The organism is Paenibacillus sp. B-A-8 (genome assembly GCF_048572915.1).
Lineage (GTDB): Bacteria > Bacillota > Bacilli > Paenibacillales > Paenibacillaceae > Paenibacillus_AQ.
This window is the reverse complement of record NZ_CP183882.1, coordinates 4,462,984-4,478,673: the sequence shown is the minus strand read 5'-3', so window position 1 is coordinate 4,478,673 and position 15,690 is coordinate 4,462,984. Positions and strand designations below refer to the sequence as shown.

Genomic DNA, 15,690 nt, shown 5'->3' with positions numbered 1-15,690 from the left:
GATTCGACATGAAAAAGCTCACATTAATTTTTACTTCCTTACTATTGATTCTTATGACGGGTTGTTCCTTAGAGCCTCCAGAGTGGGCTAAGCCTAGCAGCGGTGGGGGTCCGGGGAATATGAAGATTGGATTATCCATATCTACCCTGAATAATCCGTTCTTTGTATCCGTTAAAGATGGAGTTTTGGCAGAAGCTAAGAAGTTAGGCATGGAAGTTCTCGTTATCGATGCGCAGAATGATTCGGCCAAGCAAAGTAATGACGTTGAAGATTTAATGCAAAAAGGTGTAAATGCGCTGTTAATCAATCCAGTTGACTCTTCAGCGATCTCGACGGTTGTTCAAACGGCGAACAGTTTAAGTATTCCAGTCATTACGTTGGACCGTTCTGCAGATAAGGGAGATATAAAAGCCCTTGTTGCCTCTGATAATGTAAAAGGTGGATCAATGGCGGCAGAATATATTGTTGAGCAGCTTGGAAAAGGTGCAAAGGTTATTGAGCTTGAGGGATCACCAGGAGCTTCAGCCACTCGTGAACGTGGGAAAGGATTCCATGAAATCGCCGACACTGAGCTTGATGTGATTGCGAAGCAAACCGCAGACTTTGACCGTACGAAAGGGTTGACTGTTATGGAGAACCTGCTCCAAGGAAACCCAGATGTACAAGCGGTCTTCGCTCATAATGATGAAATGGCTCTGGGAGCTATTGAAGCGATTCAAAGTTCAGGTAAGAATATCCCTGTCATTGGTTTTGATGGTAATGAAGATGCACTCAAATCCATAGAGGCGGGTAAACTGACAGGTACTGTTGCTCAACAGCCTGCATTAATTGGACAGTTAGCGATTCAAGCAGCGAAAGATGTGTTAGATGGCAAGACGGTTGAACAACTGATAGCCGCACCTCTTAAACTGGTTGTAAAAGAATAAATAAACGGTTATAGAAAAACACTGCATTCGCCAATTTGGTGAGTGCAGTGTTTTTGGTATAAATAAGCTTATTTTTCCTCAATTACTCTATCCGGTAACTGTGTCACATAACTATCTGACAGATGGAGAAGCTTTAAAGCACGTTCGAACTCATCCTCTGTAGTTTGTTGCGTGTGGTTACCATCCCCAGATAAGGTATAATGCTGACCGTCCTCGAAGCCACTGCCAGATAGGAAGAGCTCTTCATTATTTACGAAAGAGCCTGTTGGCAAATAATATCGCTGAGGTAGTAGGTTGTAAGTCGATTGATTTAGTAAATCTTGACCAAAATGAATATGATCCGCTAGAGATACACCCAATAAATTAGATACAGTAGGCAAAATATCCACTTGTCCGCCTAGCTGTTCTTTTACACTTGGCGTTGTAATTCCTGTCGCAGATAGGATAAATGGAATATTAATTAATTCGCGTTCTGTATATTCATGACCCAGGATCTCCTGTAGTAGGACGTGATCATCCTCTTTCAAAGAGAAGATAGGAAGTCCGCGGTGATCTCCGTACAATGCAATCAAGCTGTTATCCCAAACCCCATTTTGTTTGAGTTCGTCAATAAAAAGTCCAAGCGCATAGTCAGCATAATTCTGAGCACGAATATAATCTCCGACTAACGTTCCTTCGAACCGTTCTGGTAGGGTCATTTTGTATTTATCCTCAGGGATTGAGAATGGATTATGCGCTGACATTGAGATGACATGAGAGTAGAAAGGCTGATCATTCTGATCCATCCTTGCTAGCTCTGCAGCAGTTTTCTCATACAATACTTCATCAGATGCTCCGTAAAATACCGTGTCCTCTTCACCATAGTATTCCTTATCGTAATATCGATTAAATCCTAAGGCACTATAAAGCTCTCCACGGTTCCAAAAATCGACTTCATTCGTATGAAAGGTTGCCGTATCATAACCTTGCGCTTGAAGTAACTTAGGCAAGCTTGGAAGTTCTTTTGGTGCATACATTTGAGTGGCTGGACCATCAGGTGGAACATAGAAAGAAGTATTTACAATGAATTCGGCGTCAGAAGTATTTCCTTGTCCTACCTGCTGGTAGAAACGTGGAAAGTAGTAGCTGCTAGCCGCAAGCTTGTTCATATTCGGTGTGATTTCTACCCCGTCAATCTTAAGATTGATTAAGAAGTTCTGGAAAGATTCCATCTGCAGAATGATCAGGTTCTTTCCTTTGGCGGCTCCAAATAAAACTGGATCAGTGGAAGCTTGAATTCCTTTAGTTTCGTCAATTGCTGCTTGTGTAATCTTAGAGACGTCGATTTGTTCTTCCTCTTGATTGGCTAACAGAGAGTAAGCTTCATAATTGAGAATGCCCATCTGCTCTGCTTTTACAGTTTCGTTCATACTGGCCCGGTTAGGGAAAATATTCATTGCGCAAATGATGATGGAAATACAGAATAAGATCGCAACCGCTTTCCGATTACTTTTACGCGACATGGCTTTTTTCCAATCAAGTGCCTTTTGTTTTCTAAACATGACCAAGCTAATGACAATGATATCCACGAAAATAAGCATATATTGCGGACGCAGAACCGAAAAAATACTTTTCTTAACAGCTCCAACTTGTTTGACTTGATCTAATACTTGCGAAGTAGCAATGATGCCAAAATGATTATGATATACAATGAGTGAGAAAAATAGTGTAGTGATCAACACATTGACCAGCATGTAAATGGCAATTTTCCGTTTTGTTGCGAACCATTCAATCAAGCAAAAGACTAGAAGCACAAAAGGGATTTCTTTAAGCCATGTGGTCCAAGTAGGCCCATCTTCGAATAAAAAATACCAAGCAAAATAACTTTTAACCAGCATAATGAGAGAGAAAAATAATAGAGATCTTTTACTAAGTGTACGAGGTTCTTTAAACGGCATCTCTTATGCCCATCCTTTTCTTTTAGATTAGTTCATTCTATTACATTGAAGTGTTTAAAATCAACTAGATTGGGGTATGTGAGAGACTTATTTTCCTTAATATTACATTTGGGTGAATGAAACCGTACATATTATATAAAAATTATTTTTATGCGAAATGAACTTTTTAAGGTACTCCTAACTCTTATAAAGGAGAGAGGTGAAGGTATGGATGTTGCACGTTGGGTGAAAAAAGCCAAAAAGGGGAATAAAGAAGCGTTGCTCCACTTAATAATGTCTGAAAAAGACGTTTATTATAGGCTAGCGTTCAGCTATATGAGGAATACACATGATGCCATGGATGCCATGGAAGAAATGATCGTCACACTGTACGAAAAGATCGATCAACTAAAGAAAGAAGAAGCTTTTTATAGCTGGAGTAAGACGATTTTGGTGAATGTGTGTAAACAACTACTTCATAAGCGCGGGAAACAGGTGCTTTTAGAGGATTGGAGTACCGTTGACGATAGGGATTTAGACCAAGCTGTGAGTAGTGATCCATTTCGCAGAAGTGAGCAGCAAATGGATATTGAGACCTTGTTGCTACAAGTAAATGAGCATCAAAGAGAAGCGATTCAATTAAAGTATTTTCATGATCTCGATTATCAAACGATAGCTGACCTTACAAAGGTCTCGATAGGAACTGTTAAATCAAGAATTTACCATGGAATACAAACGCTCAGAAATCATTTCGGAGGTGATGTTAATGAATAACATCGAGCAACGATTAGCTGATGAGAAGACGCGCATAGCGTCCATTACCGCACCTGAAGAATTAGAAATGAGATTAAGAAAGGCATTGAATTCGGCTCCCGCAAAAAGAACGAAAAGAATAGCGCCGATTTGGAAGGTCGCGGCGGTTGTTGTATTAGTGACAGTGATTTCTGGACAGAACTACAATGCTTTTGCTTATTATGGGAAGCAGCTTTTTGGTTTTGATGAATTGCTTCAAGGCACAACGTTACAACAGCTAAATGAAAAAGGGATGGGACAAAACATCAACAAAAAGACAATGTTAGTAGATGGGACGGAGCTTACCATTAACGGAATTATGGCGGACGCCAATCAATTCATTATGTATTACACGTTAACTAACCCAAATGGATTAGAGGATATGTCAGTTGACGCTTTTAGACCTTCTAAGATAAGTGGTTTTTTAACTGATTCTAACGTAGTAAGTGGGACCTCATTAATCAATGAAGAACATACGGAGATTAAAGGAACGATGTCGTTTGACAGCGTAAATCCATTTTCGAAAAAATTAACACTACACTTTTGGCAGCAGCTAGAAGTGAACGGTCAGATGAGCGAAGGGACTGTTACGTTTCCTTATAACCCGAACGAAGCCATGCAAGCTCAGATTAAACAATCGATCAACAAGAAGGTTAAAGTGGACAAAGGTACGATTACGTTTAAATCGATAACAGCTACACCAACGATGACTGTAATTAAAGGGAAGCTGGATGTCGAGAATTTTGATCGGGTGAATTTAGCATTACATGGGATACAATTAATTGTGAATGGAGCGCCTGTAGAGATCTTGGGGAGTGGCAGTCAATCATCTTTAGGTGGAAGAAACTTTGATATTCGCTTCGATACGTTGCCGAAAGAGCTGCATTCCATGCAGATAATCGTTAAAGATTTTGCTGGATATCAGAAGCTGGACGAAAAGTATGTCCTCCAGACTTCCATAAGTGACAAGCCATTAAAGCTGGGTGATAAAGAACTATGGTTAAAGGATGTATCCAAAACCTCTCAAGGCATTGAAATAACGATTGCTTCTGATGAGGATGTAATGCTGGACGGAGTATCTATAGAAACGAACAACGAGAGTACGCCTTTAAAAACAACAATCAATCAAAAAGAGATCAAGCAAGCGGACGGTAAACTAATGAAAGAACGAACTTTATTATTTGATACACAAACGGAGCCTGAATCACTTCTTATAGAAGGAATGCACTACTTAAAGGCATACAATAAAGAGATTAAGATACCTGTAAAGTGAAAAGAAGTACGATATCCATTTTTTATAACATATGGTAATCTATATGGACGTGAGAAAAGGAGGGGCACATGGATAATACAGGAGTTTATGAGGTGAGTCGTCCTTCTTTAATGTCACTTCTGCTATCAATGATTATTTCAAGTGGCTTACTATTGACAAGCGTCATAAAAAATTCGAACGGTAAAGTACTTTCGTATATCGGATATTTTTGGGTAATCTTTTGTCTGATAGTTGTAATCGTATTGCTCTATAGGATCATTACGATTAGAAGGTTTATTGAAATCAAGATTCTTCCGGACTCGATAATAGTTGGAAATAAAGAAATTGAAGCAAAGCGAATTGAGAATATTTATGTAAAGGGCTATTTCAAGCCGGTAATAGGGATTAAACCTGTTGATCATAAATTTGCTCCCTATAGATTATGTTTTAGTTTTCTTGAACAGGAATACAGGGGAATGAAAGAACTAACCAAATGGGCTGAACGTAATCAAGTTAAACTGTCTCCCAAAAGATTTATGAGATGGCTCTAAGGGGCTTTGGCAATACAAGGGGTTTTCCAAGAGCCTTGAAATGGCTGATGGGGCGCCCCGTATTTTTTTCTCCAAGCACCAAGATGTAATATCCATTTTTTATAACATATGGTAATCTATATGGACGTGAGAAAAGGAGGGGCACATGGATCATATAGGGGTTTATAGAGTAAGGCGTCCGTCGTTAATACCACTGCTGATAAGCATCAGTGTGCTATTGGGTATTCAGTTATTTCAAATTTATAACCTGAACCATCGCTATACAGCTAGCGACGATTTAGTGCTTTCTTGTTTACTTTATGGTCAGGCTATTTTTTGTCTGATAGTCGAAATCGTGTTAGTCTACAGAATATTTACCATCAGAAGGGTTGTTGAAATTCAGATTCAACCGGAATCTATATTAATAGAAGATCTAAGAATAGAAGCAGATCGGATTAATGATATTTATATAAAAGGATATTTTAGTCCTGTAGTTGGGATTAGACCTAAAGTGAATAAATTTGTTCCTTATAAATTATGTTTTAATTTTCTGTCACAAAAAGATGAAGATGAAGTGATGAAACAGTTAAAAGCTTGGGCCGAACGAAATCAGATCAATGTGTCTCATAAGAGTTTTTCGAGATGGTTATAATCTCTTCTAATCTAATAGGTGAAATGAAAGACACTGACTCCTTGTTGGTGTCTTTTTATGTTTAATCGACACGTCATATGACATGTAACAAAGCTAATTGGTGACAGAACGTTTCTAGCTGGAATGACATTCCCTTTGTGATACTCATAACAGGTTAACCATTCACAAATAACATTTTAGAGGAGAATACATTATGAAGAAAAAGACACGCAAGCTCAGCGTCATCGCACTATTATTATCAACAGCAGTATTTACAGCATGTTCAGTACCAGTCTCCAACAACGCAACAAGTTCGAAAGGATCTTTTAATGGAAAAGAAATCGAAGCTTTCGTAGACCCTATATTTGCTCAAAAAATGAAAGAATACAACGTGAACGGATCCAATTTTGTAGTGGTTAAAGACGGAAAGGTGCTCGTGAATAAAGGGTACGGATATGCGGACAAAGAAAAGAAAATTCTTGTCGATAAGAATACCGTCTTTCAGATCGCATCCGTGTCGAAGACATTTACTGCTTTAGCAGCTTTGCAGCTAGTGGAACAAGGAAAGATGGATCTTGATCACGATATCAATGCGTATCTTGGAGGAATGAAAGTACCTAATGATACGGAAACTCCGTTAACCTTAAGAAGTATGTTGTCATACACTACGGGCTTTGATTACCCGGATAAAGCTAACTTTGTTGCACCGGAATATGTAGATCAAGACATCCCCATGAAAAAGTTTATGACGGAGCATATGCCGACGGTCGTTCGGACGCCTGGTGAAGCGTATACCTATGATAATTTTGCCTTTTTACTTACGGGCTATGCGATTGAGAACGTAAGTGGTACCCCGTTTTATAAGTATATGGAGAACCATGTGTTCAAACCGTTAGGAATGAATTCTACTAGTGCACGTTTTACCCCAGAACTATTAAATAGAATGGCCACACATTATGGTCCAGATGGCAAACCACATCCAACATATGGGCATGCTCCTACTGATGGGCCACAGGGCAGCATCCTTTCAACTGGTGAAGATATGGCTAAGTATTTAACTCTTTTTCAACAACAAGGTAATGTGAATGGAAAGCAAATCATTAGTAAAGAAACCACAAAGATGATGCAAACGTACTCCGTTTTTGCGAATGAATTGCTTCCGATGACAACGATTGGTGGATTTGAAGGGTATCGTAATGATCTGATGAATGGTCATCATGTGGTTCTCAAAGGTGGAAATATGCCTGGTCATCAATCCCTAATCGTATTATTGCCAGAGGAGAATACCGCTTTCTACATGTCCTATAACAATGACACGATGATGAGTTTAGATATCTATGAAGCCTTGATGGATCACTATTTTCCTGAAAAGAAAGCTCCAGAGACACCAACGTATCTCCCATTGGATGCATCTGATGCTGCTAAATATACTGGAACTTATTTAAATACGAGATTCTATTTCTTGAAATCGAACTTCACCTATGCTGATGGCAATCTGATTATGGAAACTGGAACTAGCGGTACACATACGTTACGAATGATTAATCCGTTATTGTTCGAAGATGAATTAGGTAACAAATTGGCCTTTAAAAAAGATCATAAAGATCAGATCGAATACTTTTATTATACGAATCCTAATAGCCCAGATTTTGTTTCAGACGCTCGTAAGGTTCACACGAAGCCAGCATTTGCTGATGTATCTGAGGACAACGCTTATAAATCTTACATCTACAACCTGTATTCGCTTGATGTGATAAGTGCTAAATCTGGCAACCATTTCGAACCACAGGGAACCATGACACAAGGTGAGTTTATGGATGCTCTAATTCTTGCTCATGGATGGTACGGGTTTCCTCATTTAATTGAGGGGAATAAAGAATTAACGAAAAAAGGTATTCCTAGTATTGATCGTAATGCTGTCATCACAAGACAAGAAGCGGCCGTTATGATTCAAAATCTAAAGCAAGCTAAGCAAGCTTCAGAAATTACGCTTAAAGGTGATACAGACTCATGGGCCACTGATTCGATCATAGCATTAGTGTCACAAGGCATTGTAGATCCTGATACAAAAGTGAAGTATGATGGGTCTGTCGATTTCCGATCGAAACAGCCTTTACTTCGTCAAGAAGCGAGTGCATTACTTGATCTTGCTTTTGGATACTATACGTTGCCAATCAAACACTAAAAATTGGACACCTCAAAGAGACTCTTTGAGGTTGTTTTTTTAATGATAGGTTTAAGAGCTAAATGAAATTATCGGTAGTATAAGGTTGTTTTAAATGCTAAAATTACCCAAAAGTATACTCTATACAGCAAGGAGGTATTTTTTTGGATTACAAAGGGTCATCGGTGTATGACAATGCGGATTTTTTCTATAACTATTTATTGAGAAGAAACAGAGCGGATAGCCCAAATAACATTATTGAAAAGCCGGTTATATATGATCTAATGGGCGATGTATTTGGGAAAAAGGTGCTCGATTTAGGATGCGGGGATGCTAAGTTCGGATATGAGTTGCTTGAGCAGGGATGTAACTTTTACGAAGGTGTGGAAGGTTCAAGTAATATGGCGAAAGCGGCAAAAGAATTGTTAAATACATCTAAAAGTGAGATTCATCATGCTACTATGGAGAGTTGGAATTACCCAAAAGAGAAATATGATTTGGTAATCTCTCGGTTAGCTATTCATTATTTACAAGACCTAGAACCAATCTTTGATAGTATCCGTAGTGCGCTTATCCCTAATGGTCAGTTTATTTTTAGTGTACAGCATCCGGTTCTAACATCATCCATGAAAAGTGCAACAACTTCAGAAAGAAAGTCGGACTGGATCGTCGATAATTATTTTGAAATGGGTAAGAGAATGGAGCCTTGGATTGGAGAAAGTGTAGTTAAGTACCATAGAACTTTTGAAGAGTATTTTCAGTCACTGAAAAATGTAGGATTTAAAATAGAGGATATTAGAGAATGTACACCAAATCCTCAGTTTTTTGATAGTGAAGACGAGTATATGAGAAGGATGAGAATCCCACTTTTTCTCGTGTTTAAATGTATAAAATAGTTTGTTGAAGTAACGCTAGTCTAATGAGCATATGAATGAAAAGAATTGCAATGAGGAGGTCTACGATGAAACGAATGCCATATATACGCCCCACTGAGCATTATGATCAACAAATTATTGAGATCGATGAGCAGATTTGTGCATTGATAAAACAACGTAAAGAATGCTCAGATAATAATCCAGGATTCCCACCATTTGAGTATATTTCTGATTGGGCGGGAAAGTTTGAACTTTACGAGGATTTTTTGAAATCGGTATTTGGGACATTATATAATGAAGAACATTTTAAGCCGATGGTCGAGCCAACTGATTTTAGAAAACATGTTGCTGTTCTACAATCTATTGAGGCAGATGAGTTCTTCTATACACTGACCTCTATACGACAATACAGTAATGCAAGTGTTATCACGCTTAGTATGGATTGGGATATTACCTCTGAAATATTTGCTAATAAACCTAACCACTTTGAGTTATATATAGATAAATCGTATGATAGTCGAATGACGAATGGTGGAAGTTCATCAGGACATGCAGCCTATAACTACGTAGTATCTCCACCTCTCCCAGATGATATCTCCGGTATTACATTAGTGTTTAAGGAATTTAGTGTACCCTTAAAGAAGGATGGGACAGGCACTGAGATTGTTTTTAAGCTAGAGTAACTATACAAGGTATTTTTAACAATAGAATTAAGCAGGAAGAGGTACGTAATTAATGAATCAAATGATATGGCTGACTGGGTTATCGGGTTCAGGTAAATCAACACTTGCTGAGGAACTGAAAAAGCACATTGAGAACTGCTACATTCTGGATGGTGATACATTGAGGAAAGGAATTAATCAGGATTTACAATTCAGCGAAGAGGATCGATTGGAAGTCGGCAGAAGAATTGGTGAGATTGGAAAAATCCTGCTTGATGCGAACCTGAATGTGATCGTTGCCTCGATCTCTCCTTACCGCTCCACACGTGAAAAGGTCCGTTCTCTCATTGGGGATTCCTACAAGGAAGTCTATGTGCAATGCTCTCTGGAAGTATGTGAGGAGAGAGATCCGAAAGGTCTATATAAACAAGCAAGAGCCGGACAAATCAAGTATTTTACAGGTATTGACTCTCCATATGAAGAGCCTATTTGCCCGGATGTGATCGTAGAGACGGATAAGTATTCCATAGATGAATGCGTATTGAAAATCCTTCAATGCCAATCAGCTATGAAAATTAGAGCGGATGCCTATCCTCCTAATTAATGAATGGAGGTGCTAGAGTTGAACTCATTGAATAATAAAATAGCAATCGTTACTGGAGCAAGCAGATCCACAGGGATCGGTACAGCCATATGCCGTTCACTTGCAAGCCAGGGGGTGGATATTTTCTTTACGCATTGGCATCCCTTTGATGAGACAGAAGGGAATGGTGGAGAAAAAGAATGGCCGGAGCAACTTTGTGCAGAACTGAAAAGCTTGGGAGTCAGGGCGAGTCACATGGAAGCAGATTTTGCCAATCCTGAAATCTCGATAAAGATTATGGATCAGGTGGAAGAGTCATTAGGAAAGGCTTCGATTTTGATTAATAATGCGGCTTACTGTGTGCCGACGAATTATCAGAACCTGAATATCACTTCATTAGATCAACATTATGTAGTGAACAATCGAGGCACGGTTTTACTCAGTACTGAATTTGCCAGAAGATTCGAAAAGAATCATTCAAAGGGGACTCCAGGTAGGATTATTTTTATGGTTTCTAAAGGGCCTGACCCTGATAACCTAGCTTATATAATGACGAAGGGTGCACTAATCGGATTAATTGAACCTCTTTCTGTTGGTTTAGCTCCGCTACATATCACAGTCAATGGTTTTGATCCGGGTCCTACGGATTCCGGCTGGATAACAGATGAGATGAAAACTCACTTTTTGCCTATGTTTCCAATGGGAAGAATCGGCTTGCCAGAAGATGCAGCTAGAGGCATTAGTTTCTTAGCGAGTGATGATTCGCAGTGGATCACGGGGCAAGTGATAAAATCTGAAGGTGGATTTCTAGGAAAATAAAAAGACATAAGTACTTCATCCTGGCTACCGATTGAACGGTAGCCTTTTTTAGCTAGTGGGCAGACTATCGCTACAAAACATGGGAATTGATGATATAATATCCAAACTCAATAATTTAGATATGAAGGGAGAAGCCCAGTATGATTACTCTCAGAAAGATTACACTAGAAAACCGACGTGCCATTTTTAACCTGGAAGTTTCAGATGATCAACGTCGCTTCGTTGCGTCCAATTTATCAAGTATGGCTTCGTGTTATGTCCTTGTAACCAATGGTGGTCATCCAATTCCGTTTGCGATTTACGCGGATGAAGAGCCGGTTGGTTTTGTGATGTTGACTTATGGAATCACTGGATATGAAGTTCCATCATTCGTGAACGATAGCTATTGTATCCTGCGACTAATGATTGATAAACGATACCAGAATCAGGGATACGGTCGAGAAGCCATGAGAAGAATTTTGGAATTTATCCGCACCTTACCAGCAGGTCCCGCACAATATTGCTGGATTTCTTATAAGGCTGATAACTTGCCCGCTAAAAGACTTTATGAAAGCTTCGGCTTCCGTGACAGCGGCGAAATTATTGAAGGCGAGCAAACGACCCTATTGCGACTTTGATTTGCTTTCCACTTGGAGATGTCGAACCGTTTCGTGAAATCATCGTTACTTTGAAGCAGTATCAAATCACAATTCACGTTCGGAGATGGAACAGGCATTGATGTCTGAAAGCAATGAGAGAAACCGCTACTCGAAAATGCTAGTAACGGTTTATACTAATTAGCTATATTCCAACAGTTCAATTACATTGCCAAACGGATCTTCAATGGCGTTATAGATGCCTGGAGGACACTCGCGAGGTTCATCGTATAGCACTTTGATACCAAGCAGCTTATATTGCTGAATAGAAGCGACTAGGTCCTCGACTTGGAGTCCAATTACAACTTGTGATTCTCTTGGATACTGAACTTGAGTATTGAGCTCCACTTGACAGAGTACAATCGGGATAGGTTCGTGCTTCAAGCTAACAAGGCAATCATCATATTGGGTGGAGATTTCGAATCCTAATTTATTACAATAGAAATCAATGGCAGCAGTCATATCTGCTATGTTAATAGAAATAACACTGATATTAGGCATATAATTATTCCTCCAATAGGTTAGAATACGTGCACAAATAAGGGATAGGATCATTTATTGACAGCACAATATTCCTTGACCTGCCTCTAACTTGTTCTTAAGACTTGAAAGCATCTGTGCCCAAGCCTGCTCATGCCAGCTTCTAGCGTTTTGTGACGGTTCAGATTCTGTCCATCCCGAATGACATATCGTAACAAGTGTACCATCGGAAAGAGCTTTCAATTTCATCTCAATCTGTGTTAGATTTGCGGGCTTATTCATGACTTCAGAGAACGGATCAGGACCTTTCCATTCAAAGACGAGTGTATGAGGTGCTTCTATCCGAAGTATTTTACAGCCAGCGGTACTCATCGATTGCTTGTTGCTAGGATCGAAGTAAAGTTCGTATTTCCCGCCTTCCTTCAATTCGACTAATGCTTCTGGTGCAAACCATTCCGATAGACGATCCGCTTCAGTCCATGCCTTCCATACCAAATCTAGATTACTGTTTACGACGATTTGTGATACTAGACTCATCTGGTCACCTCTTATCAGGAAGATTTCTGTCAATTTGATTAAGTATATGTGATTAATCAGCTTGTAAAGTCTTCTAGTTTGCTCGCTTTCGGCTAAATTTCTCAAACAATAACAGCGGCAAATTAACGACGATTGGTGGATCATACGGGAGCGGATCTCTTAATAGGATTTGTACGTGTAACTTCGTTGTAATAGTCACTTCAACAGGTTCATCAAATTTTCCTCGCAAACAAGTATCTAACTTAAAATAGTCAACAGGATTACGACTCCATGGAATACCTGCTGCAAGTATGTAATACGTACCAGGTGAGATATCAGTAAATATGCATTCGCGATTGCGCATATTGAGCGCAGTACCGACGATGGGTTTCTGATCGGGAATGGGGCGTGGAAATAAACCTATAAATAATAGACCGCGAAAATCCGGTGGTGTCTCTAGCTGACAGTGAATGCACATTTGTGGTGAGGATGGCAATATATCAGATGATAAGGGTGTGTGTTCATATTGATTCATATGGGAGAATAATTCAGATGAAGTGGCTGCAAACTTCTTAGGTGATAGGCCGACGAATTGCTTGAACCGATGATGGAAGGAGCCGGCACTTCGGAAGCCTATCGAGAGCATAATCTTCGTTAGCAACGAAGGTTGTTTCAGCAGCGCTTGTTTACCAGATTCTATCCGCAAGGCGGACAAGTATTGGCGTGGTGAAATTCCTGTTGCCTTCTTAAATATTCTAGTGAAGTGATAGGCGCTATAACCGACTAGATGAGCGAGTTGCTCTGAGGTTACTTCTTCATCAAGATGCTCCTTCATGTATTGAATAGCTAGCTCCGTCGCGTGGATATAGCTATGATGTGGTAGATGAGTAGGCTTTACGTTAACCATCTCCTTCATTATCATAGGGGGTTCATAGTGTAATATCAAAAAAAACCTATATATGTAGTATTTTAGGTTTTATTTGAACGCCGCACAATGCTTAGTTGAAAATATGTAATAAGGAAAGCTCGAGGTGTGATATGGACAGAATAGCGAATATAAGAACTGAAGAGAAGAGATATCATGACTTGTGTTACGATAGTTATAATTTGTTCGAGCCAGGTTCCTGGCTACATAGACCCGTAAAGACGGTAATCGATCTATTAGAAGAATACAGAGATCAAGAATACTTAAGTGTATTAGATTTAGGAGCTGGGATTGGTAGAAATAGTATCGCCATAGCGGAATTCATGAAAAATAGAAATGGGAAGATAGTTTGTGTTGATTTATTGGAGTCGGCCATAGAAAAATTGGAAGGTTATAGTCGAAAATTTGGAGTTGAACCATTTATTGTAACAAGACTATCTGACATTGAATATTTCATTATCGATCAAGAGGAATATGACATTATCTTAGCTGTATCTGCCTTGGAACATATAAGTTCGGAAAAAGCTCTGGAAAGTAAGCTTAACGAAATGATTATTGGAACTAAAAGAAATGGAATCAATTGCATTATTATCGGATCGAACATACAAGAGGTAAACCTTGAAAATGGACAAGAACTAGACCCGATGTTCGAAGTGAATATATCTACAGAAAGAATGATGGATTTATTAGTTCAGCAGTACACTGGATGGGAAGTTAAACAACGATTTGTAAAATTATTAGAATATCAAATTGATAGAAATGGACAGCCCGTAAAACTGACAACAGATTGTATAACCTTTGTTGCTAAAAAAATATAATAAACACTAGGAGATTGTTATGCCTTTCACTTTTGCTCATCCTATTTTTGCACTTCCTTTTAAAAATGTGAAACCAAAATACTTTAGTTCTACCGGCTTGATTCTGGGAAGTATGTCACCTGATTTTGAATATTTTATTATGCTTGAGCCCCATCAAAGTATAGGGCATTCTATAAAAGGATTATTAGTACAGGCAATTCCCCTATGTGTGATTATTGCACTAATTTTCCATTTTTTAGTTAAGGAGATATTAATATTGCATCTTCCTTCGAACTATAATATAGATCAACGAGCGTACAATACCTTGAGCAAGTGGAGATTGACCTCTAAGGGCTGGATAGTGTTCATCATATCTGTGATTATTGGTTTCTTTACTCACGTGTTCATCGATGGTTTTACACATTTCAATGGTTACTTTGTAGGTCAATTTCCCCCATTAAGGGATATAGTGATTTATAATTTCACTTTTTATAAAATATTGCAGCATTCGTTTTCCATATTCGGATTACTCATGGTAACTTGGATCATAGTTAGGTCGTTGTATCGCCATCGTGAAACGGTAACCATGATACCAACAGTAACAACAATACAAAAAAGTATTTTCTGGACATCAGTAGTTGTTGTAGCGATAGCAGTAACCAGTATGAAGTTACTTTTTAGTTCGAGCAAGAATATAATTGGTATTCTTGTGGTTTCGCCTATTACAGGTGGATGTTTAGGAATATTGCTTGTATCGATCATAATAAGAGGTTTACAAAAGACAAAATAATCATAATTCGATTCGTTAAATAAATTACGAGTAAGAAAATCATCGCATCATTAAAGCATCCATTGAATGTTTTTTGCAATAAAAGAATTTGTGAAATTTTGAGACTGCGGAGAAATGTGAAATAAATACAATGGATGGTCCTATATTCAACTGCTGGCCATGGGGAGCCCTGTTTTTTATTAAGTACACGCCTCTTTTGGGATGTATAACGGACCGAGTGGACCTTATATCCTCCAGAAATGCATGTTTTAGTCGAGCTTACGGATAAATGTATGCGAAAAACCGAATACAATGTGCCGCAGGTAACGTAACGAGCCAGCGCCGTTATTCGCCCTGATTCACCCGGGATGGGATTGTTGTTAGGGAATAAGTGCAATATGGTCCATCCCTAATATAT

Annotated in this window: 17 protein-coding genes; 13 read left to right on the top strand and 4 right to left on the bottom strand. The window is 38.9% G+C overall.

Translation table 11 applies throughout. The features are described from left to right. Positions 1-8 precede the first annotated feature (8 nt). Positions 9-926: a ribose ABC transporter substrate-binding protein RbsB gene (rbsB, locus tag ACN6MV_RS20085; protein ID WP_076120710.1), complete on the top strand. Its 918-nt coding sequence runs from the start codon at positions 9-11 to the stop codon at positions 924-926. A 68-nt stretch (positions 927-994) separates the two neighbouring features. On the opposite strand, the gene ACN6MV_RS20080 is transcribed toward rbsB, so the two are convergent. Beyond that, positions 995-2,863 carry an LTA synthase family protein gene (locus ACN6MV_RS20080; protein WP_419884710.1) on the bottom strand — a complete coding sequence of 623 codons (1,869 nt, stop codon included), beginning with the start codon at positions 2,861-2,863 and terminating at the stop codon, positions 995-997. A 207-nt stretch (positions 2,864-3,070) separates the two neighbouring features. On the opposite strand from ACN6MV_RS20080, the gene ACN6MV_RS20075 reads away from it, so the two are divergent. The 10 genes from ACN6MV_RS20075 (at position 3,071) to ACN6MV_RS20030 (ending at position 11,767) form a co-directional block, all read left to right on the top strand. Beyond that, positions 3,071-3,616, top strand: a complete 546-nt coding sequence (locus tag ACN6MV_RS20075; RefSeq protein ID WP_042129243.1) for a sigma-70 family RNA polymerase sigma factor — start codon at positions 3,071-3,073, stop codon at positions 3,614-3,616. Beyond that, on the top strand, positions 3,609-4,907 hold the full coding sequence (locus ACN6MV_RS20070; RefSeq protein WP_076120708.1) for a DUF4179 domain-containing protein: 1,299 nt from the start codon (positions 3,609-3,611) through the stop codon (positions 4,905-4,907). Before ACN6MV_RS20075 ends, ACN6MV_RS20070 begins: the two co-directional genes overlap by 8 nt. A gap of 68 nt (positions 4,908-4,975) precedes the next feature. Next, positions 4,976-5,437 (top strand): hypothetical protein, encoded by a 462-nt coding sequence (locus ACN6MV_RS20065; RefSeq protein WP_042129239.1) that lies wholly within the window; start codon positions 4,976-4,978, stop codon positions 5,435-5,437. Between the two features lie 145 nt (positions 5,438-5,582). Beyond that, complete coding sequence (locus ACN6MV_RS20060) at positions 5,583-6,068, top strand: hypothetical protein (RefSeq protein ID WP_042129237.1); 486 nt, start codon at positions 5,583-5,585, stop codon at positions 6,066-6,068. 193 nt (positions 6,069-6,261) lie between these two features. Continuing rightward, a complete protein-coding gene (locus ACN6MV_RS20055; protein WP_419884709.1) occupies positions 6,262-8,232 on the top strand; it encodes a serine hydrolase in 1,971 nt (656 codons plus the stop codon). A 143-nt stretch (positions 8,233-8,375) separates the two neighbouring features. Further along, the gene (locus ACN6MV_RS20050) at positions 8,376-9,107 is read left to right on the top strand and encodes a class I SAM-dependent DNA methyltransferase (RefSeq protein ID WP_419884708.1); all 732 of its coding nucleotides are present in this window, start codon (positions 8,376-8,378) and stop codon (positions 9,105-9,107) included. Between the two features lie 65 nt (positions 9,108-9,172). Beyond that, positions 9,173-9,769, top strand: coding sequence for a hypothetical protein (locus ACN6MV_RS20045; protein ID WP_419884707.1), 597 nt, complete (start codon positions 9,173-9,175; stop codon positions 9,767-9,769). Between the two features lie 52 nt (positions 9,770-9,821). After that, the gene (cysC, locus tag ACN6MV_RS20040) at positions 9,822-10,352 is read left to right on the top strand and encodes an adenylyl-sulfate kinase (protein WP_419884706.1); all 531 of its coding nucleotides are present in this window, start codon (positions 9,822-9,824) and stop codon (positions 10,350-10,352) included. Between the two features lie 18 nt (positions 10,353-10,370). Beyond that, complete coding sequence (locus ACN6MV_RS20035; RefSeq protein WP_419884705.1) at positions 10,371-11,150, top strand: SDR family oxidoreductase; 780 nt, start codon at positions 10,371-10,373, stop codon at positions 11,148-11,150. 140 nt (positions 11,151-11,290) lie between these two features. Then, positions 11,291-11,767 (top strand): GNAT family N-acetyltransferase, encoded by a 477-nt coding sequence (locus ACN6MV_RS20030; RefSeq protein WP_042129225.1) that lies wholly within the window; start codon positions 11,291-11,293, stop codon positions 11,765-11,767. Positions 11,768-11,926: 159 nt separating this feature from the next. On the opposite strand, the gene ACN6MV_RS20025 is transcribed toward ACN6MV_RS20030, so the two are convergent. From ACN6MV_RS20025 to ACN6MV_RS20015, 3 genes are all read right to left on the bottom strand, one after another. Next, entirely contained in the window at positions 11,927-12,286 is a 360-nt protein-coding gene (locus ACN6MV_RS20025; protein ID WP_042129223.1) for a VOC family protein, read from the bottom strand. A 54-nt stretch (positions 12,287-12,340) separates the two neighbouring features. Further along, the gene (locus tag ACN6MV_RS20020) at positions 12,341-12,802 is read right to left on the bottom strand and encodes an SRPBCC family protein (protein WP_042129221.1); all 462 of its coding nucleotides are present in this window, start codon (positions 12,800-12,802) and stop codon (positions 12,341-12,343) included. Positions 12,803-12,875: 73 nt separating this feature from the next. Further along, positions 12,876-13,688 (bottom strand): helix-turn-helix domain-containing protein, encoded by an 813-nt coding sequence (locus ACN6MV_RS20015; protein ID WP_081954267.1) that lies wholly within the window; start codon positions 13,686-13,688, stop codon positions 12,876-12,878. A 131-nt stretch (positions 13,689-13,819) separates the two neighbouring features. Between ACN6MV_RS20015 and ACN6MV_RS20010 the strand changes: the two genes are divergently transcribed. Continuing rightward, entirely contained in the window at positions 13,820-14,524 is a 705-nt protein-coding gene (locus ACN6MV_RS20010) for a class I SAM-dependent methyltransferase (protein ID WP_419884704.1), read from the top strand. Between the two features lie 19 nt (positions 14,525-14,543). Further along, positions 14,544-15,293, top strand: a complete 750-nt coding sequence (locus ACN6MV_RS20005; protein ID WP_042129217.1) for a DUF4184 family protein — start codon at positions 14,544-14,546, stop codon at positions 15,291-15,293. The last annotated feature ends 397 nt before the right edge of the window (positions 15,294-15,690 follow it).